Raw genomic sequence first — 19,115 nt, 5'->3', positions numbered from 1 at the left:
TTGCTTGATTAAAGGAAGAGATCTTTTGCGAGAACTGAAAAGCCGGAAATCCAACCTCCAACCTCTCACATCCAATCTCTAAATCGACGAGTTTCCTCGTCACGCTTGGCTTTTTGTTCAGTTTTCAAGGAACAACTTCCTTCATTTTCGTCATCCGCAAAACGTCTCGTTTCGCGTCGGAATTTCGTCGTCGCTTTCTAACAGCGACTTTTCTAATATACCATGATTCCGCGGGTAGTGTCAATACTTTTAAAAAGTCCCGAAGCAAGAATCAAGGCCCTCCCGCCTTCATCGACAGGAAGACTATCTTAGCATGCCGGCAAGAGAATGTCAATTGCTTTTCGCATGGAAAGCGGCGGTCCGAAGTACGGCCGCCGAATGCGTCACTCTTGCAGCGCATGAAATAATATAACATGGCCGCAAAACCATGTCAACTGCCATTTTACACCTGTCAGTGTGCCGCTTCTTCGTACATCTCCTTCAATGCTTCGTAAGTCAATTCACCGGTATTTTCGATCGTCCATACCGCCCCTTCCACGGGGTCTTTGCACCCGACGGCGATCACGAGCCACTCACTTTCGCGCCCATCCAAAGGAGCTTCGTCCGCATCAATGATCACAATACATTCCTGCACGTCCGCACCGAGACGCTCGCAAGCGGCTTCCACTCGATTCAATAAACCCGCTTCCCCTCCGCCGTCTTCCACGTCATTGAAAAAATCTCCGACTTCCAGCTGTTCGATCGCTTCGGAAACGTTCACACGCGCGGATGCGGCCGAAAGGCGGATGCCGTTTTTCTTCAAATTCTTCAGCAAAGGCGCGATGCCGGGAGACACGTCCCTTGGTGTGAGACGGCCGAGCGAAGCTAGGAAAATACGCTCTTTTTGTTCAATTAAGTCTTCCGAAGTCATTCCGCGGGCCTCACCCGTTTCGACCATCCAGCGGGCAAGCTTAACGCTGTCCCATCTCGAAATCCGGTCTTCGAGATCCTCGTTCGCAATGCCGAGTTGCCGCGCGCAGTCAATCCAAGCTTCGATCTCGAACGGGGTGGTATGCGCGACGATTTCTTCCAATTGAAAAATAACCGCTTTGAAATGACGTCGTTTTCGCTCAACCAAGCGATGATCCCCCCATTCCTTTTCCGATCGTATTAGTACATGCGATTCCCGGAAAAGCGTTCCCATAAACGAGGATTCACGTTGAGAACGTTCGCAAATAGCGTCCGCATTCTTCGGGGGAGGCAAAGCGGCTGAAAAGACGAAACATCAAGCGATACCGTTCCTCCATCGCCCTCTTTACAATGCCTTCGATCCGCTCGTCTTCGAGGTCGAACAACAATTCTTCCATTTCTTTTTTGATCATATAGACAAGTTCTTCGCATTCGTTATCGGAAAATAATGCACCCAACAAAGACGATCACCTCTTTCACTTCCGCTAGTATCGCCGAAAGGAAAACGATTTATGAATATCTTGTCCATGGCGGCATAAAATGTGGCAAGAGAGGGGGCTTGTCATCGTGAATCTGATTTGGGTGATTAACGGCAAGAAGGTGAAGCAAACTTTTCTTGTGATCTTATGCGGTTTCCTGGCGGCGGCGATCGCCTCGGTGAACAGCCGTGAAAACCTCGCCTTCACCACGACGAAATCGGAACCTCATGCAGTTGCGCAAGTCGAGACAAACAAACGGCAAATCGCTCTGACGTTTGATGTCGGATGGGGCGATACACTTGTGGTACCCATCTTAAAAGTTCTCAAAGAAGAAGGTGTGCACGCCACTTTTTTCCTATCAGGGTCATGGGCCGAACACCACCCGGACCTGGCCAAGAAAATCGTCAAAGGCGGACATGAAATCGCTTCGCACGGCTATGGCCACAAAAATTACCGCAGCATGGACGCCCGAAGTATTCAAAACGACATGATGCTCGCCAGGGAAGCGATTGAAAAAGCGACCGGAAAAACCGTGACACTCTTCCGGCCGCCAAATCAAAAATATAATGAACAAATGCTGCGCACCGCTCAGGCGATGCATTACACAGTCATTGCTTCCAGCGTTGATGCCGGCGATGTGTCAGCCTCAAGCGAGAAAGAAATCCTCGAAAACGTGACTGAAAACGTCTCCCCGGGCGCGATTATTCGCATGCATGCCTCGGATTCAGCGAAACTGACGGCCGAGGCGCTGCCGGCACTCATTGATGCTTTAAAAGACGAAGGTTACGCCTTCGAAACGGTTTCCGATTTGCTCCAAAACGCGCATACCGAATCCCGGCTTGTTAAATAACGACACAAAAAGAGCAACCTTTCACGTGCGAAAAGCCGCCGCGGGGTTGCTTTTTTTCGATCAAGATTGTTTCGGTTGGCCCAGCAGCCGGTGCAAAACCAACACTTGCCACGTGTTGCAGGCGAGCAGCACCGCACCGACGATCCACATCCAGTCGGAGTTCGTTTTTAATGGATAATACCATTCCAGGACCGTAACGACGACCATGAAAAACAACGTTGGCAAAAATGCCGTCCGGTTCGTTTCTTTACGTTTGCGCACGGAAACCCACCAGCTGTACAAAAACAAAAACAGCGGCAACAGCATGAAACGCAGCGGCGACTCCCCCGGTTCGCGAAAAGCGATGAACCGAAAGTAAAACAAGTCGAACAACACAAATGCGGTCAACACCGCGAGGATGCCGTTCCATAATGAAGGTGAACGGAACATGCCGATCCCGAAACGGTGTACGGTCAAATAGGCGAAAAACCCCATTTGGCTGATGACGCTGAACATGCAGCCGAAACCAAACACTTCCAAAACGCCTATGATAAAATTGACAGCCCCGCCGCTGGTGAACAGCGACCAGTTGAATGCGACGCCCAAAACCGCACCGATGACGCCGCCGATCAAAAGCGTAGAAAAAAACAAGAAAAGCCAATTCCTGATCTTCACATCCGGTCCTCCAAACGCTTCGAATTCATTCCGATATGATTGTACCAACCGCCGGACGAAATTACCACCGATCCCCTTTCCCACTGCGGAATAATTGCGGCTCGTGCCTCTCATATTAATCATAAGGAATTTGAATTGGAAAGGAAGGACCTCATATGAAAACACGGCTGATCTTGTTAGCGGCCAGTGTTCTTTTCTTGATTCCGTCCGGATGCTCTGGCGCGGCTACGAACGCCCAAGGAGGGAATCAGATGGACTATCAGGAGACGAAAAGAATGATGGTCGATCTGTTGAAAACGGACGAGGGAAAACAAGCGATTCGCGACGTGTTGTCCGATCCCGGAATGCGCGCGCAGTTGCTGATGGACAGGGAGTTTGTAAAAAAAACGATTGAGGATACGTTCACGTCGGACGAAGGCAAGAAATATTTGAAAAAACTGCTGAAAGATCCGAAATTCTCCAAGCAGTTAGCAACGACGATGATGAAACAAAACAAGCAAATGCTGATGGATTTAATGCAGGACCCGAAATACCAAGACATGATGATGACCATTTTGCAAAGTCCCGAAATGGATCAGCAGTTTTTGCAGCTCATGAAATCGCAAAAATACCGGAAACAAATGCAAAAAGAGATCGCCCAATCGTTTCAAAGTCCGCTGTTTCAGGCACGCATCGCTTCAATCTTAAGACAAGTCGTCAACGAAGAAGTCAACAAAGGAACGACTGGCCAGCAAGCACAATCACAGCAACAACAATCCGGCGGTGGCGGCAGCGGCGGCCAGCAGCAAACTTCCCAATAACGAAAAAATGACCTCTCGCATTCGTGAGAGGCCTTTTTTCTCGTCCTATTCGGCTTTTGCGGCCACTTTTTCCGCGATTTCGCGATAAATCTTGCCGATCGGCTCGTCTTCCTCGTAAACGCCGGGAGCGAACGTACCGTCCTCCCGCTCGGCCGGCTGCGCAAGCGGAACTTGTCCGAGCAATTCCGTGTTCAATTCCTCGCTCAGCTTCTCGCCTCCGCCTTTGCCGAACACGTACTCTTTTTCCCCGGTCAATTCGCTCTCGAAATAAGCCATATTTTCAACGACGCCGATAATTTCATGCTCCGTCTTCAAAGCCATCGCGCCGGCGCGTGCAGCGACGAAAGCAGCGGTTGCGTGCGGCGTCGTCACGATGATTTCCTTGCAAGAAGGCAGCATCGTATGCACATCGAGCGCCATATCTCCCGTACCCGGGGGCAAATCGAGCAGCAAATAGTCGAGGTCGCCCCACTCCACTTCGTTGAAGAAATTGTTCAACATTTTACCGAGCATCGGTCCGCGCCAAATGACCGGGGAATTGTCTTCGACGAAAAAGCCCATCGAAATCACTTTGACGCCGAAACGCTCGACAGGGAAAATTTTATTTCCTTCCACTCGCGGACGGGTTTCGATCCCCATCATGTCCGGCACGCTGAACCCGTAAATGTCGGCATCGACAATCCCGACTTTCTTCCCGAGCCGCTGCAACGCGGTTGCCAAGTTCACCGTCACCGTCGATTTCCCGACGCCGCCTTTCCCGCTCGCAACGGCAATGAATGTCGTCTTGCTGCCTTTCGTCAGCAATGAGCCGTCATCCTCTTCTTCCTCGGCTATCCCCCCGAACTTGTCGAGTTCTTCCTCACTCAACGCTTCAAAGCGGAGACCGACCGAATCGGCACCCGCGCTTTTCAGCTTATTGACAATTTCCTGCTGCACTTGCATTTGTTCGGCAGTATTGATTTGCGCGAGTGCGATTTTCAAACCGACGTAACCTTCTTTGATCTTGACCTCGCGAATGCCGCCAGTTTCGACGAGGCTTTTATGTAAATCAGGGTCTTGTACACTTTTCAGTTGCTCGCGTACCGTCTCTTCGTTCAACATAGGTACATCCCACCTTTTAGCCCATTGTTTTTTCCGTTAACAGTATAACATAGATAGCCGCCAAAACCCGTTCCTACTGTTCCGGAACGGGTTCTTTGCCGTAATAGCGCATGATGCCTTGATAGATCGACGCGGCCACCTGATATTGATAGTTTTCCGTCTTCAGTAAATCCGTCTCTTCCGGATTGGACAAAAATCCGACTTCGACAAGTGCTGCGGGAACATCGACCGTCTTCAACAAATATATGTTGCTGATCGCTTTTGCATAGCGGTCAGTGTTTTCAAGGTGGTAGCGAAGAGAATCTTGGATGAATTTGGCCACCTTTTCGCTATCCGCCATATGTGGATCAAAAAAAGTCTGCGCCCCTCTCCACCTTGGTGAAGGAATCGCGTTTAAATGAATGCTGATGAGCAAATCGGGCTTCGTTTGTTTCACGAAAGCGACCCTTTGCCGCAAATCGCGAGTTTTTCGCCGGCTATAGTCTTCATTGTTTTCATCGGCCAAGTCTTTGTCGACTTCTCTCGTCATGAGCACGAGCGCACCGGCTTGCTGCAAATAATGTTTCACTTGATGGGAGATCGCCAGAGCAATGTCTTTCTCCGTGACATCCCCTTTGCCTACGGCTCCTCCATCCGGTCCCCCATGACCGGCGTCAAGCACAATCACTTTGCCCGAAAGCGGCGTTTTCCAAGACAAATCGGAATGGGAATCGTGAAACTCCACTTGATAAAAAATAATGAAAACAAGTATGAGTGCCCCTGCAATCATCGCGGTCGGTTTCCAATAGGCTTTCACTGGCCGTCTCCCCTTGTGTGTTTGTACATATATATGGGACAAGGGAGACAAATATGATTAGTGAAGGCGAAGCCGGTAACGTTTTTCGCCGGTTTCGAATCCGTTGCGCCACCATTGATCGACGTACAATTCCGAAGCGGTGTAGATCGATTCGAGCATCAGCTCGTCGGCGTGGCTCCAGTACGTCCAATAGTCATACAAGTCGTCGGTGAGTTTCTTCTTGGCTTCGCGGCTTTTTTTCTCGACCTGTTCGATCGGCTCCCCGTAATAACCGAGCCGGCTGTAAGAGGCCCCGAGCAAAAAAGCTTCCACCGCGTAATCGACGCAAACTTCTTCAAGCGGCGACTGATAGCCCGAAGTCGTTTTTAAATACGGCGAAAACGTCAACTCGACCGTTTTTTCAATTTCGGTAAACGACAAATCGCGCAACACTTTCCGCTCGAATTCCACTTGTTTATGCCGTTGTTTTTCCGTAAAAGACGTGATGACGTTCAATCGCATCCCCTCTCTTTCCTTTTCCCCTTAGTTTCGACAGGTCAGAGAGGTTCATGCACGCAATTTAAATTTCCAAATGAAAAAGACCTTAAATCGATTCGATTTAAGGTCTTGAACAGGACTGGCTTTAACGTTTCGAGAACTGAGGTGCGCGGCGCGCGCCTTTGAGTCCGTATTTTTTACGTTCTTTCATACGCGGGTCGCGAGTCAAGTAGCCTGCGCGCTTAAGCGGAGCGCGGAAGTCAGGATCGACTTCAAGCAATGCGCGGGCCACGCCGTGGCGAATCGCGCCGGCTTGACCGGTGTATCCGCCGCCGTCAACGTTAACGAGGACGTCGTAAGTACCAACCGTTTCCGTTTCAACGAGCGGTTGTCTCACAATCGCGCGCAACGTTTCAAGGTTGAAATATTCTTCGATGTCACGGCCGTTCACAACAATCTTTCCGTCGCCGGGAACGAGGCGTACGCGCGCAACAGACTTCTTACGGCGCCCTGTTCCGTAATATTGTACTTTAGCCAAAGTATGTCACCTTCCTTTATCCGCGAAGTTCGTAAGCTTCAGGTTTTTGCGCCTCGTGGCGATGTTCCGGTCCTGCGTATACGTGCAGTTTCTTCGCCATTTGGCGGCCGAGGCTGTTATGCGGCAGCATGCCTTTGATCGTCAATTCGAGCATTTTCACGGGACGGGTCGTTCTCATTTCGAGAGCCGTTCTTTCTTTCAAACCGCCCGGGTGGCCGCTGTGATGGTAGTATTTTTTGTTTTGCAATTTTTTACCGGTTAAATGAATTTTCTCAGCGTTCACAATGATCACATGATCACCGGTATCGACGTGCGGAGTGTAAGTCGGTTTATGCTTTCCGCGCAAAATCGACGCCACCTCACTAGCGAGGCGTCCGAGGGTTTGACCTTCAGCATCAACCACGTACCACTTCCGCTCGACTTCACTTGCCTTTGCCATGTAAGTCGTGCGCATGAAGATATCCTCCTTATTGCGTGCATTCATCTATTTCATTCCATTCGGGGCGTGGAAAAGAAATACCAAACTATATCTTATTACAGACCATCTCTCATGTCAAGAATGATACGACACTTCCCATAAAAACAAGCCGTGACCCGGGGCGGTTTTCCCGGCCAGCGTCCGGTCACGTCCGTGAAGAATGGCGCTTACCTCGTTCGGCTCGCGCCTTCCCGTTCCAACCTCAAGTAATGTGCCGACGATAATCCGCACCATCTGATACAGAAACCCGTTGCCTTGCAGGCGAAACATCAACTCGTCGCCGTTTTCGATAACGTCAACGGCAAAAAGCGTGCGAATTTTATCGGCGGCCGACGCATTCGCTGCGCAAAACGACGAAAAATCATGCGTGCCGACCAACGAAACCCCCGCTTGTCTCATTCGCTCGACATCAAGCTTATGCGGCATGTATAACGTATAACGGCGGCGAAAGACGTCGGCCTCCGGCGCGAGAAGCACACGGTAACGGTATTCTTTCTTCTTCACATCGAATCGGGCATGAAATTGCGGATCTACAGGCACAACGGAGCGAATCAGCACATCATCGGGAAGCCCTGCGTTCAATGCCCTGCGCCAACCCTCAGCGGGAATGTCCAACTCCGTATCAAAATGAAACATTTGTCCGTGTGCATGAACATGTGCATCCGTTCTTCCCGAACCGTGAATGCGAACGGACCGTCCTTTATGAATGCGTGCAAGCGCGGATTCAATTTCCGCTTGCACCGTCCGAGCGTTCGGCTGGACTTGCCAACCTGAGTATTCCGTACCGTCATAAGCGGTTTTGCATAACATGCGTATCAACCGTATTCACGCCCTTTCATCAAAAGCGCAAGCCGATCAGCGCAACCGTCAAAACGAAGAGTACCGCGAGAACGAGCGTATCGCGCAATTCCCAGCGCAAAAGCCGAATACGCGTCCTTCCTTCGCCGCCGCGGTAACCGCGCGCTTCCATCGCCAGAGCAAGGTCCTCGGCACGTTTGAATGCGCTTATGAACAACGGAACGAGCAACGGAACGAAAGCGCGCACGCGTTCTTTCAACGATCCCGCCGAAAAATCCGTTCCCCGCGCTTGCTGGGCTTTCATGATTTTTTCCGTTTCCTCCAATAATGTAGGAATAAATCGCAAAGCAATCGATATCATTAAAGCAAACTCGTGAACCGGCAAACGCACTTTTTTAAAAGGGGCAAGCAGATCTTCCATCCCGTCGGTGATGTCAATCGGCGTTGTTGTCAACGTCAACAATGTCGTGACAAGGATGAGAAACAAAATTCGCATGGAAATGAACAGGCCGCGAATAATGCCGCCTTCGTAAATGCGAATGATGCCCCAATGAAAAAGCAGTTCCCCTTCATGAGTCATGAACACATGCAAGAAAAACGTCAGCAGCACGATCCAAACAATCGGCCGCAACCCTTTGTATAAGTACGGAAACGGAACCTTGGAAAGCGCCACGGAAACCATCGTGAAAACGGCGAGCAAACCATAAGACCATACATTGTCTGCGAGAAAAACAATCAACACAAACAACATGACGGCAACGAGTTTCGCTCTCGGATCGAGCCGGTGTATGACTGATTGCCCGGGTACGTATTGACCGATGATAAGCGAATTCATTCTCCGACCGCCTCCCCGCGCCAAAGCTGCTCGATCAAGTCGGCCGTTTCTTCGATGGAAAACCGATCTTTCGGCAAGCGCATGCCAAAGCGGGCTTCCAGCTTCTGAATGAACCTCGTCGATTCGGGAACATCAAGCCCTAGAGATTGCAGCTCTTCGGGTTGTGAAAAAATACACTCCGGAGCCCCTTGCCGATAGATCGAACCTTCTTTCATAACGACTACATGATCAGCATAGGACGCAACGTCCTCCATGCTGTGACTGACGAGAATCGTCGTTAATCGCTTGTCGCGATGCAAAGCCGCAAACATCTCCATGATCTCGCGCTGCCCGCGTGGATCCAAACCCGCCGTCGGCTCATCGAGGATGAGCACTTCCGGCTCCATTGCCAGCACCCCGGCGATGGCGACACGCCTCATCTGGCCGCCGCTCAACTCAAACGGCGGCTGATCAAGCAACGAACGGTCGAGACCGACCATTTCGATCGCTTTATGCGCTTTTTTCACCGCTTCTTCCTTTGTATCCCCGAAATTCAGCGGCCCGTAACAAACGTCTTTTTCCACGGTTTCCTCGAACAACTGATGTTCCGGATATTGAAACACCATGCCGACTTTGCTGCGTAACGCTTTCAGCCGTTTTTGCTTTTCTCCCGCCCGTATCGTGAAATCACCGACGGTGATGGAACCCGATGTCGGCTGTAAAAGGCCGTTGATGTGTTGAACCAACGTAGATTTCCCGGAACCTGTGTGCCCGACGAAGGCGACGTAGGTTCCCGAAGGAATCGAAAGATCAATCTCTCGCAAAGCTTCATGCTCAAACGGCGTTCCGACACCGTATCGATGCGCTAATTGCTTGAACGTAATGTCCATAATTCCTCCACCAGTTCCTCTTCGGTTATCGCCTGTTTCGAAACGGGAATCCCTTTTTGAATCAAACGGTTCCGCAAATGAATGGGAAACGGTACGTCCAAACCGATCTGCTGCAATTGTTCTTCTCTTTGAAAGATGTCCCGGGGAGAACCGGAAGCGATCATTTCCCCTTCATTCATGACACAGATCCGGTCGGCTTTCAAAACCTCGCTTAAATCGTGGGTGATCGACAAAATCGTGATGTTCTCATTGCGGTTCAGTTCGCGAACCGTTTCCAATACTTCCATTCTCCCTTTCGGATCAAGCATCGAAGTGGCTTCATCCAAAATGACGATAGAAGGACGCACGGCTAATATGCCCGCGATCGCGACTCGCTGTTTTTGACCTCCGGAAAGCCGATGCGGTTCTTTCATCAAAAAGTCGCGCATGTTGACCTTCTCGATCGCTTCGTCGATCCGGCGAAGCATTTCCTCACGCGGGATGCCGCGGTTTTCCATGCCGAAGGCAATGTCATCGCGGACCGTCGTCCCGACAAATTGATTGTCGGGGTTTTGAAAGACGAGACCGACACGCCTCCGCACTTCCCAAAGCCCATCGTCGTCCGTGGTTTTGAAGCCTTCGACCGTCACCGATCCTTTATCCGGTTGCAACAAACCGTTCAACAACTTTGCCAGCGTCGATTTACCGGAACCGTTATGTCCGACAATCGCCAGCCACTCTCCTTCGTAAACCGACAGATCAACCTCCCGTATCACCCACTCGTCTTCGTGGTGATAACGAAACGAAAGCTGATCGACATCAATCAAGCGTTTTTCCATGCCGCACACCCCAAACGTAGCCACATTACGATATCGGCCGCAAAAGCCATCCTTTCTTCCCATGCAAAAAAAGGCGGTTCCGTTCCGCCCTTTTGCTCACCAGACCTATACGAATTCAATAACAGCCATTTCCGCCGCATCGCCTTTGCGAGGGCCGAGCTTCAGTACACGCGTGTAACCGCCCTGACGATCTTCGTAACGCGGGCCGATCTCGCTGAATAACTTTTGAACCGCGTCTTGCTTCGTTTCCTCGTTGGCGATTTCTTTGCGAATAAATGCTGCTGCCTGACGGCGGGCATGCAAGTCTCCACGCTTGGCGAGAGTCACCATTTTTTCGGCGATCGGACGAAGTTCTTTCGCTTTCGCCACCGTCGTTTCGATCCGTTCGTTAATGATCAAGTCCGTTGCTAAATCGCGAAACAGCGCACGTCTTGCCGCTTTGTCGCGTCCTAATTTTGCATATGCCACGATAAGTCCTCCCTTCGTCTAATCAATTCCCATGCGGTTGCCGAGAAATGCGTCTTCGCAAACTGAACAGGTGCCAAATGATAGCGTCCTAGTCTTCTTGACGCAGCCCCAATCCCAGTTCATGAAGTTTCTCCTGCACTTCTTCAAGGGATTTCCGTCCGAGATTCCGCACCTTCATCATGTCTTCTTCCGACTTTTGCGCAAGTTCGTGAACCGTGTTGATCCCGGCTCGCTTCAAACAATTGTAAGAACGCACGGAAAGATCGAGTTCTTCGATCGTCATTTCAAGAACTTTTTCTTTCTGGTCTTCTTCTTTCTCGATCATAATTTCCGCTTTTTGTGCTTGGTCGGTTAAGCCGACGAAGATATTCAAATGCTCGGTCAAAATTTTCGCTCCGAGTGAAACAGCTTCCTCCGGTTGAATGCTTCCGTCGGTCCATACATCGAGGGTTAGTTTATCAAAGTTGGTGACCTGGCCGACACGGGTGTTCTCCACTTGATAATTCACACGGGTAACCGGTGTGTAAATGGAATCAACGGGAATGATTCCAATCGGCTGATCATCATGCTTGTTAGCCTCTGCAGGAACGTAACCGCGGCCGCGTTTTGCCGTAATTCTCATATGAAGATGAGCATTTTTCGACAATGTCGCAATATGGAGATCCGGATTCAAAACTTCAACATCACTGTCGTGAATGATGTCCGCTGCCGTGACCTCGCCTTCGCCCTGCACGTCGATCTCCAACGTTTTTTCCTCGTCGGAATAAATCTTCATGGCAAGATTCTTGATATTCAAGATGATCGCCGTGACATCTTCCCTAACGCCGTCAATCGTTGAAAACTCATGAAGAACATTGTCAAATTGAACCGCCGTTACCGCAGCTCCCGGTAAGGAAGAGAGCAATATGCGGCGAAGCGAATTCCCGAGAGTCGTTCCGTATCCACGTTCGAGCGGTTCAACAACAAATTTCCCGTAGGAGGCATCATCGCTCGTTTCAACCGTTTCAATTTTTGGTTTTTCGATTTCGATCATTCCACAAACCCTCCTTGAAAACGTCAAAATCCCGGTCAGAAGCCTGTGGTCCCGACCGAAATTCACCTAACGAACACCCGTAACCATTATGGACAGCAAGTTGTGCGGGTATACGAGTGCCGCAATCAGACACGACGGCGTTTGGGCGGTCGACATCCGTTATGAGGAACCGGAGTTACATCACGAATGGCCGTGACTTCCAATCCGGTCGCTTGCAGCGAACGAATGGCGGCTTCACGTCCGGCACCCGGGCCTTTGACGGAAACTTCGACCGTTTTCATTCCGTGTTCCATTGCTGTTTTGCCTGCGGCTTCCGCTGCCGTTTGCGCGGCAAACGGCGTCGATTTCCGGGATCCTTTGAATCCGAGTCCACCGGCGCTTGCCCAGGAAACAGCATTTCCTTGCGTATCGGTGATCGTCACGATCGTATTGTTAAACGTTGAACGGATGTGAGCGATGCCGCTTTCAATATTTTTACGCACGCGGCGTTTTCTCGATTTCGTGTTACGTTGCTGTTTTGCCATGCCTTTTCGACCTCCTCACTTGTTATTTTTTCTTATTCGCAATCGTACGGCGCGGACCTTTGCGCGTACGGGAGTTGTTTTTCGTATGTTGTCCGCGAGTCGGCAATCCGCGACGATGACGCAATCCGCGGTAAGATCCGATCTCGATGAGACGCTTGATGTTCATGCGGACTTCTCGGCGAAGATCCCCTTCCACTTTGTACTGGTTGATTACTTCGCGAATGCGTCCGAGCTCTTCTTCCGTCAAATCACGAACACGCGTATCTTCGGAAACGCCGGCTTCTTTCAATATTTTTTGAGACATCGGTTTGCCAATCCCATAAATGTAAGTGAGCGAAATGACTACCCGTTTGTCTCTCGGAATATCAACACCTGCAATACGTGCCATGCTTGCACCTCCTTAAGTTTACCCTTGCTTTTGCTTATGCTTCGGGTTTTCACAAATCACCATTACAATGCCTTTACGACGAATGACCTTGCATTTTTCACAAATCGGTTTGACCGACGCTCTCACTTTCATTGCGATTACCTCCTTAAGCTCGGACTCTCCGCACATTGCCATGCGTGCCCCCCATGCCGCAGGAGGCTCGGCGATGAAGTCGGATTACTTGTAGCGATACGTAATGCGACCCCGGGACAAGTCGTACGGAGACAGTTCAACCGTAACTTTATCCCCCGGCAATATACGAATGTAGTGCATGCGAATTTTTCCCGAGACGTGAGCCAAAATTTTATGGCCGTTTTCGAGTTCTACACGAAACATCGCATTCGGCAAAGGATCAATGACCGTACCTTCTACCTCAATGACATCTTCTTTTGCCATCGACTCTGGTCTCCTTTCCTAATCAATAGCTTGTTGCTCCAAAAATTTCGCAATCGCGAAACGCAGTTTGCCGTTCGTCACGCGCCCCGCTTCTGACATACTTCGGGTGATTTCCGGAGAAATAAAGTCCAGCAACTCAAGATGGATGACGTTCTTTTTCTTGGCCCGATCATATTTTCGTTGATCACCGTCAGCAATCCGAACGAATCGTTCGCTGAGGACCTCAACAATCACACTATATTGACCGGCATCTTTTCCCCTAAGGATTTTGACGAGTTGTCCGACCCTCGGAGACGGATCCGGATCGCTCAACAGACATCACCTTCATTTTCAGATTGTGCCTATCCATAAAAGTGGCGCACACATTTTACCACGCCGTTCGGCCGCTGTCCAATCATTCACCCGGCAACAGCGGATGGTCAACCGATGAGTTGACGAATGCCGGAAAACACGGCCTTGATTTCACGATCGCCGTTCACGCTGTGCAGCAACCCGCGTTTTTTATAAAAATCGAGCAAGGGCTGCAACTGTTTGTTGTTTACCTGCAAACGGTTTTTCACCGTTTCCTTTTGATCGTCTTCGCGTTGGTACAACGCTCCGCCGCATTTATCGCAAATCCCCTCTGCGCTCGGGGGATTGAATATCACGTGATAGGTGGCTCCGCAATCTTGACAAATCCTGCGTCCGGACAGGCGTTTCAGAAGATTTTCTTCCTTTACGTCAATATACAAGACGTAATCCAACCCGCGTCCGTCATCCGCTAAAATTTGCTCAAGCGCTTCGGCCTGTTCAATCGTACGAGGAAACCCGTCAAGCAAGAAGCCTTCCTTGCAATCATCCTTACCTAAACGTTCCTTTACGATACCCACCGTTACCTCATCCGGTACGAGTTCGCCGGCGTCCATAAACGACTTCGCCTTCAATCCGAGGGCCGTTTCTTCCTTGATCGCGGCCCGAAACATATCGCCCGTCGAAATGTGAGGAATGCCGAATTCGGATGTGATCATTTCCGCCTGCGTACCTTTTCCGGCACCCGGCAATCCCATCAAAATAAGATTCATTCTACCTCTCCTATCTTTCACTCACGTTATCGCACGCCTAAGCGACGAAGAGGTCGACCTAGCGTTTGATAAAACCTTTATAGTGTCGTTTAATCAGCTGGCTCTCGATTTGTTTCATTGAATCGAGGGCAACGCCGACGACGATCAAAAGACTCGTTCCTCCGATTCGGACCGATGCCGGCAATTGCGCGATATTGATGAACAACATCGGCAAAATCGCCACGACGGCCAAGAAAAGTGAGCCGACCGCAGTGAGTCGATAGAGAATCCTCGTGATGTACGTTAGCGTATTGTTGCCGGGTCGGATTCCGGGGATGTATCCCCCTTGTTTTCTTAAATTATCGGCCATTTGTTCAGGATTTACTTGAACAAACGTGTAAAAATACGTAAAGGCAATGATCAGTAAGGCATAAACCACCATGCCGGAGACGGTCGTATAGTTAAAGACGTTTTCGATCCAATTCGTGACCGCGTTCGGCGAAAAGAAACTGGCAATGGTTCTCGGCGTAATCATTAACGAAATGGCAAAAATAACCGGGATTACGCCGGCGGCGTTTACCTTGATCGGCAAGTGCGTTGCCTCTCCGCCAACCGATTTGTTATGGCCGACGACCCTTTTCGCATACTGGATCGGGATCTTGCGCAACCCTTGTTGAACAAAAATGATCCCGACAACCACGGCAACCGTGACCAGCAAGAGCAAGCCGATGACGACGAACGACAAGAACAAGTTGCCTTCGGCTCCTTGAATTTTGGTCGCATAAACCTGGTTTACCATGGATGGAATACGGGCTACGATACCGGCGAAGATCAAAATCGAGATGCCGTTCCCGATCCCATTCGCCGTAATTTGTTCACCCAGCCACATCAAGTATGTCGTTCCTGCAGTCAATACAAGCGCAATCAACAAGTACTTCCAGATCGTAGGGTTCGGGATCAACCCGCGGAACATGTTGTTGAATCCGATCGAAAGACCGATCGCTTGAATAAAACCGAGCCCGACGGTGGCGTAACGCGTCACTTGCGTCAACTTACGCCGGCCCATTTCCCCCTGTTTCGACCACTCCGTAAATTTCGGCACGACATCCATCTGCAGCAGCTGAACGATGATCGAGGCGGTGATGTAAGGCATGATGCCCATTGCAAAAATCGAGAAATTTTGCAGGGCGCCGCCTCCGAACGTGTTAATGATTCCGAACACGTTGTTCTGATCTTGAAAATTTAATGCTTCCGCATTTACTCCCGGTACCGGAACGAAACTTCCGATCCGAAAGACGACAAGCGCAAGAAGTGTGTAAATCACTTTGTTGCGCAAGTCCGGGATTCGAAAAATGTTCGAGATTGTCTGGAACATTAAACCACCTCGGGTTTTCCGCCCGCGTTTTCAATGGCTTCTTTCGCTGAAGCCGAGAACTTGTGGGCTTTTACCGTCAGAGACACTTTAAGTTCGCCGTCGCCGAGAATTTTGATCCCGTCTTTCAGCTTTCTTACAAGGCGCGTCTCCAGCAGCAATTCCGGGGTGACCTCCGTTCCTTCGTCAAAACGGTTGAGCGCCTCGACATTCACCGTTGCATATTCTTTTCTCGTTGGGTTTTTGAAGCCTCTTTTCGGCAAGCGCTTGATCAAAGGCATTTGACCGCCTTCGAATCCAGGGCGCACGCCGCCTCCGGAACGGGAATTTTGTCCTTTTTGACCACGGCCGGACGTTTTTCCGAGTCCCGAACCGTTTCCACGTCCGACACGCTTCCTGTTCTTGCGAGATCCTTTCGCAGGATGCAATTCATGCAGTTTCATTTACGGCACCTCCTTAACCTGAAATTTCCTTCACCGTCACAAGATGAGATACCTTGTTAACCATTCCGCGAACCGCGGGTGTGTCTTGCCGCACGACTTGTTGACGGATCTTTCTCAAGCCCAACGCTTTGACAACATCGCGTTGCGTTTGAGGACGTCCGATGACGCTGCGGGTGAGGGTGATTTCTAATTGTTTGGCCATCTCATTCCCTCCTTCATCTTCAATCGTTCGTTAGCCTAACAGTTCTTCAACCGTTTTGCCGCGCAATTTTGCGACGTCTTCAGCGCGCTTCAGGTTTTGCAAACCTTCCACCGTTGCGCGAACCATGTTGATCGGGTTGTTCGAACCAAGAGATTTCGACAAAATGTCGCCGACACCGGCAAGTTCCAATACGGCACGCACCGGTCCGCCTGCGATGACTCCAGTACCTTCCGATGCAGGTTTCAGCAACACGCTGCCTGCCCCGTATTTTCCCGTAATTTCATGAGGAATCGTCGTCCCGACCATCGGTACGGGAAACAAATTCTTTTTCGCATTCTCAACGCCTTTGCGGATCGCTTCCGGCACTTCCTGAGCTTTTCCAGTTCCGAATCCGACGTTGCCTTTTTTGTCTCCGACTACGACGAGTGCAGCAAAGCGAAAACGACGTCCGCCGCGCACAACTTTGGAGACACGATTTATGGAAACCACGCGTTCTTCAAATTCTTTGTCCATGCGTTGTTGCATCAAGTTCCCTCCTTTATGGGTTAAAATTCGAGACCTGCTTCGCGGGCGGCATCTGCGAGGGCTTTGACCCGTCCGTGATACAAATAACCGCCTCGATCAAACACGACTTTTTTTATGCCGTTCTCAACCGCGCGCTCGGCAATTTTTTGCCCGACTTGACGAGCAGCTTCAACGTTCCCGCCGTTTTCAAGGTTCGCATCTTTTTCGTTCGTCGATGCCGAAACGAGCGTTACCTGCTTATCGTCATCAATCAATTGCGCGTAAATGTGTTTCGATGAACGAAAAACATTCAAACGCGGACGTTCGGCAGTACCGAATACGGAACGGCGCACGTGTTTATGACGTTTTTTACGGATTACGTTTTTGTCCGTCTTCGTGATCATGTATGTCACTCCTCCTTCATACAGAGTCGATGGGTACTCCAGCGCCTACCCGGCTCGGCCGTTGCGCTTAACGCTTCCTTGAGACCATTTGCTCAAGATGCGAGATGGAGCACTCCTGTCGGAAGGTTTACCCTATTTCCCGGTTTTTCCTTCTTTACGGCGTACGCGTTCGTTTTCGTAGCGAATGCCTTTCCCTTTGTAAGGCTCAGGCAACCGTACAGAACGAATGTTGGCCGCGACTGCACCGACGCGTTCTTTGTCGATTCCTTTTACAAGAACCTTCGTATTTTCCGGTACTTCAATATCGATGCCGTCTTCGGCATCAATTTCTACCGGATGGGAGTACCCTACGTTCAAAACAAGCTTTTGTCCTTGTTTGTTAGCACGGTATCCGACACCGACCAATTGAAGGGATTTTTGATAACCATTCGTTACTCCTTCAATCATGTTTCCAATCAGACTGTTCGTCGTGCCGTGCAAGGAACGATGTTTCTTGCTGTCGCTCGGACGTTCTACGGTCACAACGTTATCTTCCAATTTGATTTTCATTTCCGGATCGAATGTACGGGTGAGTTCCCCTTTCGGGCCTTTAACGGATACAGCGTTCTTGTCGATGCTCACCGTCACGCCTTCAGGCACCGTCAGAGCTCTTTTTCCGATACGAGACATGTTGACACCTCCGTTTCACTCAATTTCTACCAGATGTAAGCCAATACTTCTCCGCCGACTTGTTGCTTGCGAGCCTCTTTATCCGTCATCAATCCTTTCGAAGTCGAAACGATTGCGATGCCGAGACCGCCGAGCACACGAGGGAGTTCCTGGGATTTGGCGTACACGCGAAGACCGGGTTTGCTGATGCGCTTCAAACCGGTAATGACGCGTTCTTGTTTCGAACCGTACTTCAGGAAAATGCGAATAATCCCTTGTTTGTCGTCCTCAATGTATTCAACGTCGCGAATAAACCCTTCTTGCTTCAGGATTTCTGCGATTTCTTTTTTAATGTTCGATCCAGGCAGTTCCAACTTTTCATGCCTGACCATGTTTGCATTGCGAATGCGAGTAAGCATATCTGCAATAGGATCTGTCATCACCATTAAACGTACCTCCCTTCCCTATTACCAGCTGGCTTTTTTCACGCCGGGAATTTGACCTTTGTAAGCAAGTTCACGGAAACAAATGCGGCACAGTCCGAACTTACGCAAAACGGAGTGCGGGCGACCGCAACGCTGACAACGCGTATATTCTTGCACTTTGAACTTCTTCTTCCGTTGCTGTTTGGCGATCATCGATTTTTTTGCCAAGGTCATACCTCCTTAATACGTTATTTTTTGAACGGCATGCCGAGCAGTTTCAACAGTTCACGCGATTCTTCGTCCGTGTTGGCCGTCGTTACGATAACGATGTCCATGCCTCGCACTTTGTTCACTTTGTCGTATTCGATTTCCGGGAAAATCAATTGTTCACGAATGCCGAGTGTATAATTTCCACGCCCGTCGAACGACTTGTTGGATACCCCTCGAAAGTCGCGGACGCGTGGCAACGATACAGCGATCAACTTGTCGAGGAAATCATACATCCGTTCACCGCGAATGGTTACTTTCGTTCCGATTGGATTTCCTTCACGCAATTTAAATCCGGCGATCGATTTTTTCGCTTTCGTAATGACCGGCTTCTGACCGGAAATGACGGTCAACTCCTCAACGGCGTCGTCCAGCAGTTTCGCGTTTTGAACCGCTTCGCCGACTCCCATGTTGATGACGACCTTCTCCACCTTCGGTACTTCCATGACCGAGTCATAGTTGAACTTCTCCATCATTGCCGGGACGATTTCTTCTTGGTAATGTTTCTGCAAACGATTCAT

At 50.1% G+C, this 19,115-nt stretch carries 31 protein-coding genes; 2 read left to right on the top strand and 29 right to left on the bottom strand.

The features are described from left to right. Nucleotides 1-451: 451 nt before the first annotated feature. Both VFK44_11725 and VFK44_11720 read right to left on the bottom strand, forming a co-directional pair. A complete protein-coding gene (locus tag VFK44_11725; GenBank protein HET7629030.1) occupies nt 452-1,183 on the bottom strand; it encodes an HAD family hydrolase in 732 nt (243 codons plus the stop codon). Between the two features lie 10 nt (nt 1,184-1,193). Beyond that, nucleotides 1,194-1,406, bottom strand: a complete 213-nt coding sequence (locus VFK44_11720; protein HET7629029.1) for a hypothetical protein — start codon at nt 1,404-1,406, stop codon at nt 1,194-1,196. A gap of 109 nt (nt 1,407-1,515) precedes the next feature. Between VFK44_11720 and VFK44_11715 the strand changes: the two genes are divergently transcribed. Further along, the gene (locus VFK44_11715) at nt 1,516-2,277 is read left to right on the top strand and encodes a polysaccharide deacetylase family protein (protein ID HET7629028.1); all 762 of its coding nucleotides are present in this window, start codon (nt 1,516-1,518) and stop codon (nt 2,275-2,277) included. Between the two features lie 60 nt (nt 2,278-2,337). Here VFK44_11715 and VFK44_11710 read toward each other — a convergent pair whose 3' ends face one another. After that, nucleotides 2,338-2,931 carry a KinB-signaling pathway activation protein gene (locus tag VFK44_11710; GenBank protein ID HET7629027.1) on the bottom strand — a complete coding sequence of 198 codons (594 nt, stop codon included), beginning with the start codon at nt 2,929-2,931 and terminating at the stop codon, nt 2,338-2,340. A gap of 155 nt (nt 2,932-3,086) precedes the next feature. Here VFK44_11710 and gerD point away from each other — a divergent pair, with 155 nt between their 5' ends. Further along, the gene (gene gerD, locus VFK44_11705) at nt 3,087-3,731 is read left to right on the top strand and encodes a spore germination lipoprotein GerD (GenBank protein ID HET7629026.1); all 645 of its coding nucleotides are present in this window, start codon (nt 3,087-3,089) and stop codon (nt 3,729-3,731) included. A gap of 45 nt (nt 3,732-3,776) precedes the next feature. Here gerD and VFK44_11700 read toward each other — a convergent pair whose 3' ends face one another. The 26 genes from VFK44_11700 to rplE all read right to left on the bottom strand — a co-directional run bounded on the left by VFK44_11700 (nt 3,777) and on the right by rplE (nt 19,115). Beyond that, nucleotides 3,777-4,832 carry an Mrp/NBP35 family ATP-binding protein gene (locus VFK44_11700; protein HET7629025.1) on the bottom strand — a complete coding sequence of 352 codons (1,056 nt, stop codon included), beginning with the start codon at nt 4,830-4,832 and terminating at the stop codon, nt 3,777-3,779. A gap of 73 nt (nt 4,833-4,905) precedes the next feature. Next, on the bottom strand, nt 4,906-5,628 hold the full coding sequence (cwlD, locus tag VFK44_11695) for an N-acetylmuramoyl-L-alanine amidase CwlD (GenBank protein HET7629024.1): 723 nt from the start codon (nt 5,626-5,628) through the stop codon (nt 4,906-4,908). 57 nt (nt 5,629-5,685) lie between these two features. Then, nucleotides 5,686-6,129 carry a DUF2521 family protein gene (locus tag VFK44_11690; GenBank protein ID HET7629023.1) on the bottom strand — a complete coding sequence of 148 codons (444 nt, stop codon included), beginning with the start codon at nt 6,127-6,129 and terminating at the stop codon, nt 5,686-5,688. 121 nt (nt 6,130-6,250) lie between these two features. After that, nucleotides 6,251-6,643 carry a 30S ribosomal protein S9 gene (gene rpsI, locus VFK44_11685; protein HET7629022.1) on the bottom strand — a complete coding sequence of 131 codons (393 nt, stop codon included), beginning with the start codon at nt 6,641-6,643 and terminating at the stop codon, nt 6,251-6,253. Between the two features lie 16 nt (nt 6,644-6,659). Further along, entirely contained in the window at nt 6,660-7,097 is a 438-nt protein-coding gene (gene rplM, locus VFK44_11680; protein ID HET7629021.1) for a 50S ribosomal protein L13, read from the bottom strand. Between the two features lie 99 nt (nt 7,098-7,196). Beyond that, nucleotides 7,197-7,940, bottom strand: coding sequence for a tRNA pseudouridine(38-40) synthase TruA (gene truA, locus VFK44_11675; protein HET7629020.1), 744 nt, complete (start codon nt 7,938-7,940; stop codon nt 7,197-7,199). 19 nt (nt 7,941-7,959) lie between these two features. After that, complete coding sequence (locus VFK44_11670) at nt 7,960-8,754, bottom strand: energy-coupling factor transporter transmembrane protein EcfT (protein ID HET7629019.1); 795 nt, start codon at nt 8,752-8,754, stop codon at nt 7,960-7,962. Next, nucleotides 8,751-9,623: an energy-coupling factor ABC transporter ATP-binding protein gene (locus VFK44_11665; protein HET7629018.1), complete on the bottom strand. Its 873-nt coding sequence runs from the start codon at nt 9,621-9,623 to the stop codon at nt 8,751-8,753. Before VFK44_11665 ends, VFK44_11670 begins: the two co-directional genes overlap by 4 nt. Continuing rightward, a complete protein-coding gene (locus VFK44_11660) occupies nt 9,599-10,441 on the bottom strand; it encodes an energy-coupling factor ABC transporter ATP-binding protein (GenBank protein HET7629017.1) in 843 nt (280 codons plus the stop codon). The genes VFK44_11665 and VFK44_11660 overlap by 25 nt, the downstream gene beginning before the upstream one ends. 105 nt (nt 10,442-10,546) lie before the next feature. Next, on the bottom strand, nt 10,547-10,909 hold the full coding sequence (rplQ, locus tag VFK44_11655; protein ID HET7629016.1) for a 50S ribosomal protein L17: 363 nt from the start codon (nt 10,907-10,909) through the stop codon (nt 10,547-10,549). An 88-nt stretch (nt 10,910-10,997) separates the two neighbouring features. Next, nucleotides 10,998-11,942 (bottom strand): DNA-directed RNA polymerase subunit alpha, encoded by a 945-nt coding sequence (locus VFK44_11650; protein HET7629015.1) that lies wholly within the window; start codon nt 11,940-11,942, stop codon nt 10,998-11,000. 125 nt (nt 11,943-12,067) lie between these two features. Next, nucleotides 12,068-12,466 carry a 30S ribosomal protein S11 gene (gene rpsK / locus VFK44_11645; GenBank protein HET7629014.1) on the bottom strand — a complete coding sequence of 133 codons (399 nt, stop codon included), beginning with the start codon at nt 12,464-12,466 and terminating at the stop codon, nt 12,068-12,070. A 22-nt stretch (nt 12,467-12,488) separates the two neighbouring features. After that, nucleotides 12,489-12,854, bottom strand: a complete 366-nt coding sequence (rpsM, locus tag VFK44_11640) for a 30S ribosomal protein S13 (GenBank protein ID HET7629013.1) — start codon at nt 12,852-12,854, stop codon at nt 12,489-12,491. 18 nt (nt 12,855-12,872) lie between these two features. After that, the gene (gene rpmJ / locus VFK44_11635) at nt 12,873-12,986 is read right to left on the bottom strand and encodes a 50S ribosomal protein L36 (protein ID HET7629012.1); all 114 of its coding nucleotides are present in this window, start codon (nt 12,984-12,986) and stop codon (nt 12,873-12,875) included. Nucleotides 12,987-13,070: 84 nt separating this feature from the next. Next, the gene (gene infA / locus VFK44_11630; GenBank protein HET7629011.1) at nt 13,071-13,289 is read right to left on the bottom strand and encodes a translation initiation factor IF-1; all 219 of its coding nucleotides are present in this window, start codon (nt 13,287-13,289) and stop codon (nt 13,071-13,073) included. 18 nt (nt 13,290-13,307) lie between these two features. Further along, nucleotides 13,308-13,601: a KOW domain-containing RNA-binding protein gene (locus VFK44_11625; protein HET7629010.1), complete on the bottom strand. Its 294-nt coding sequence runs from the start codon at nt 13,599-13,601 to the stop codon at nt 13,308-13,310. Between the two features lie 107 nt (nt 13,602-13,708). Further along, on the bottom strand, nt 13,709-14,350 hold the full coding sequence (locus VFK44_11620; protein HET7629009.1) for an adenylate kinase: 642 nt from the start codon (nt 14,348-14,350) through the stop codon (nt 13,709-13,711). A gap of 58 nt (nt 14,351-14,408) precedes the next feature. Continuing rightward, nucleotides 14,409-15,704 (bottom strand): preprotein translocase subunit SecY, encoded by a 1,296-nt coding sequence (secY, locus tag VFK44_11615; GenBank protein ID HET7629008.1) that lies wholly within the window; start codon nt 15,702-15,704, stop codon nt 14,409-14,411. Continuing rightward, a complete protein-coding gene (rplO, locus tag VFK44_11610; protein ID HET7629007.1) occupies nt 15,704-16,144 on the bottom strand; it encodes a 50S ribosomal protein L15 in 441 nt (146 codons plus the stop codon). The genes secY and rplO overlap by 1 nt, the downstream gene beginning before the upstream one ends. 13 nt (nt 16,145-16,157) lie before the next feature. Beyond that, nucleotides 16,158-16,346: a 50S ribosomal protein L30 gene (gene rpmD, locus VFK44_11605; protein ID HET7629006.1), complete on the bottom strand. Its 189-nt coding sequence runs from the start codon at nt 16,344-16,346 to the stop codon at nt 16,158-16,160. Nucleotides 16,347-16,376: 30 nt separating this feature from the next. Further along, nucleotides 16,377-16,871: a 30S ribosomal protein S5 gene (rpsE, locus tag VFK44_11600; protein HET7629005.1), complete on the bottom strand. Its 495-nt coding sequence runs from the start codon at nt 16,869-16,871 to the stop codon at nt 16,377-16,379. 20 nt (nt 16,872-16,891) lie between these two features. Next, nucleotides 16,892-17,254: a 50S ribosomal protein L18 gene (rplR, locus tag VFK44_11595; protein HET7629004.1), complete on the bottom strand. Its 363-nt coding sequence runs from the start codon at nt 17,252-17,254 to the stop codon at nt 16,892-16,894. Nucleotides 17,255-17,386: 132 nt separating this feature from the next. Next, a complete protein-coding gene (gene rplF / locus VFK44_11590) occupies nt 17,387-17,923 on the bottom strand; it encodes a 50S ribosomal protein L6 (GenBank protein HET7629003.1) in 537 nt (178 codons plus the stop codon). A gap of 26 nt (nt 17,924-17,949) precedes the next feature. After that, entirely contained in the window at nt 17,950-18,348 is a 399-nt protein-coding gene (gene rpsH / locus VFK44_11585) for a 30S ribosomal protein S8 (protein ID HET7629002.1), read from the bottom strand. 21 nt (nt 18,349-18,369) lie between these two features. Beyond that, entirely contained in the window at nt 18,370-18,555 is a 186-nt protein-coding gene (locus VFK44_11580; protein ID HET7629001.1) for a type Z 30S ribosomal protein S14, read from the bottom strand. Nucleotides 18,556-18,575: 20 nt separating this feature from the next. After that, on the bottom strand, nt 18,576-19,115 hold the full coding sequence (gene rplE, locus VFK44_11575) for a 50S ribosomal protein L5 (protein ID HET7629000.1): 540 nt from the start codon (nt 19,113-19,115) through the stop codon (nt 18,576-18,578).

It is taken from the genome of Bacillales bacterium (assembly GCA_035700025.1).
Classification (GTDB): domain Bacteria; phylum Bacillota; class Bacilli; order Bacillales; family DASSOY01; genus DASSOY01.
The sequence above is the reverse complement of the archived record's forward strand: the minus strand, read 5'-3'. Positions and strand labels throughout refer to the sequence as shown.

Coding starts and splice junctions, on each gene's coding strand:
- rpsM (HET7629013.1), bottom strand. CDS start 12,854: ATGGCACGTATTGCAGGTGTTGATATTCCGAGAGACAAACGGGTAGTC.
- VFK44_11620 (HET7629009.1), bottom strand. CDS start 14,350: ATGAATCTTATTTTGATGGGATTGCCGGGTGCCGGAAAAGGTACGCAG.
- VFK44_11665 (HET7629018.1), bottom strand. CDS start 9,623: ATGGACATTACGTTCAAGCAATTAGCGCATCGATACGGTGTCGGAACG.
- rplR (HET7629004.1), bottom strand. CDS start 17,254: ATGATCACGAAGACGGACAAAAACGTAATCCGTAAAAAACGTCATAAA.
- rpsK (HET7629014.1), bottom strand. CDS start 12,466: ATGGCAAAACAGCAACGTAACACGAAATCGAGAAAACGCCGCGTGCGT.
- VFK44_11690 (HET7629023.1), bottom strand. CDS start 6,129: ATGCGATTGAACGTCATCACGTCTTTTACGGAAAAACAACGGCATAAA.
- secY (HET7629008.1), bottom strand. CDS start 15,704: ATGTTCCAGACAATCTCGAACATTTTTCGAATCCCGGACTTGCGCAAC.
- rpsH (HET7629002.1), bottom strand. CDS start 18,348: ATGGTGATGACAGATCCTATTGCAGATATGCTTACTCGCATTCGCAAT.
- rplM (HET7629021.1), bottom strand. CDS start 7,097: ATGCGCACGACTTACATGGCAAAGGCAAGTGAAGTCGAGCGGAAGTGG.
- VFK44_11660 (HET7629017.1), bottom strand. CDS start 10,441: ATGGAAAAACGCTTGATTGATGTCGATCAGCTTTCGTTTCGTTATCAC.
- rplF (HET7629003.1), bottom strand. CDS start 17,923: ATGTCTCGTATCGGAAAAAGAGCTCTGACGGTGCCTGAAGGCGTGACG.
- rpmD (HET7629006.1), bottom strand. CDS start 16,346: ATGGCCAAACAATTAGAAATCACCCTCACCCGCAGCGTCATCGGACGT.
- rplO (HET7629007.1), bottom strand. CDS start 16,144: ATGAAACTGCATGAATTGCATCCTGCGAAAGGATCTCGCAAGAACAGG.
- rpsE (HET7629005.1), bottom strand. CDS start 16,871: ATGCAACAACGCATGGACAAAGAATTTGAAGAACGCGTGGTTTCCATA.
- infA (HET7629011.1), bottom strand. CDS start 13,289: ATGGCAAAAGAAGATGTCATTGAGGTAGAAGGTACGGTCATTGATCCT.
- rplE (HET7629000.1), bottom strand. CDS start 19,115: ATGAATCGTTTGCAGAAACATTACCAAGAAGAAATCGTCCCGGCAATG.
- VFK44_11725 (HET7629030.1), bottom strand. CDS start 1,183: ATGGGAACGCTTTTCCGGGAATCGCATGTACTAATACGATCGGAAAAG.
- VFK44_11700 (HET7629025.1), bottom strand. CDS start 4,832: ATGTTGAACGAAGAGACGGTACGCGAGCAACTGAAAAGTGTACAAGAC.
- VFK44_11650 (HET7629015.1), bottom strand. CDS start 11,942: ATGATCGAAATCGAAAAACCAAAAATTGAAACGGTTGAAACGAGCGAT.
- rpmJ (HET7629012.1), bottom strand. CDS start 12,986: ATGAAAGTGAGAGCGTCGGTCAAACCGATTTGTGAAAAATGCAAGGTC.
- gerD (HET7629026.1), top strand. CDS start 3,087: ATGAAAACACGGCTGATCTTGTTAGCGGCCAGTGTTCTTTTCTTGATT.
- VFK44_11670 (HET7629019.1), bottom strand. CDS start 8,754: ATGAATTCGCTTATCATCGGTCAATACGTACCCGGGCAATCAGTCATA.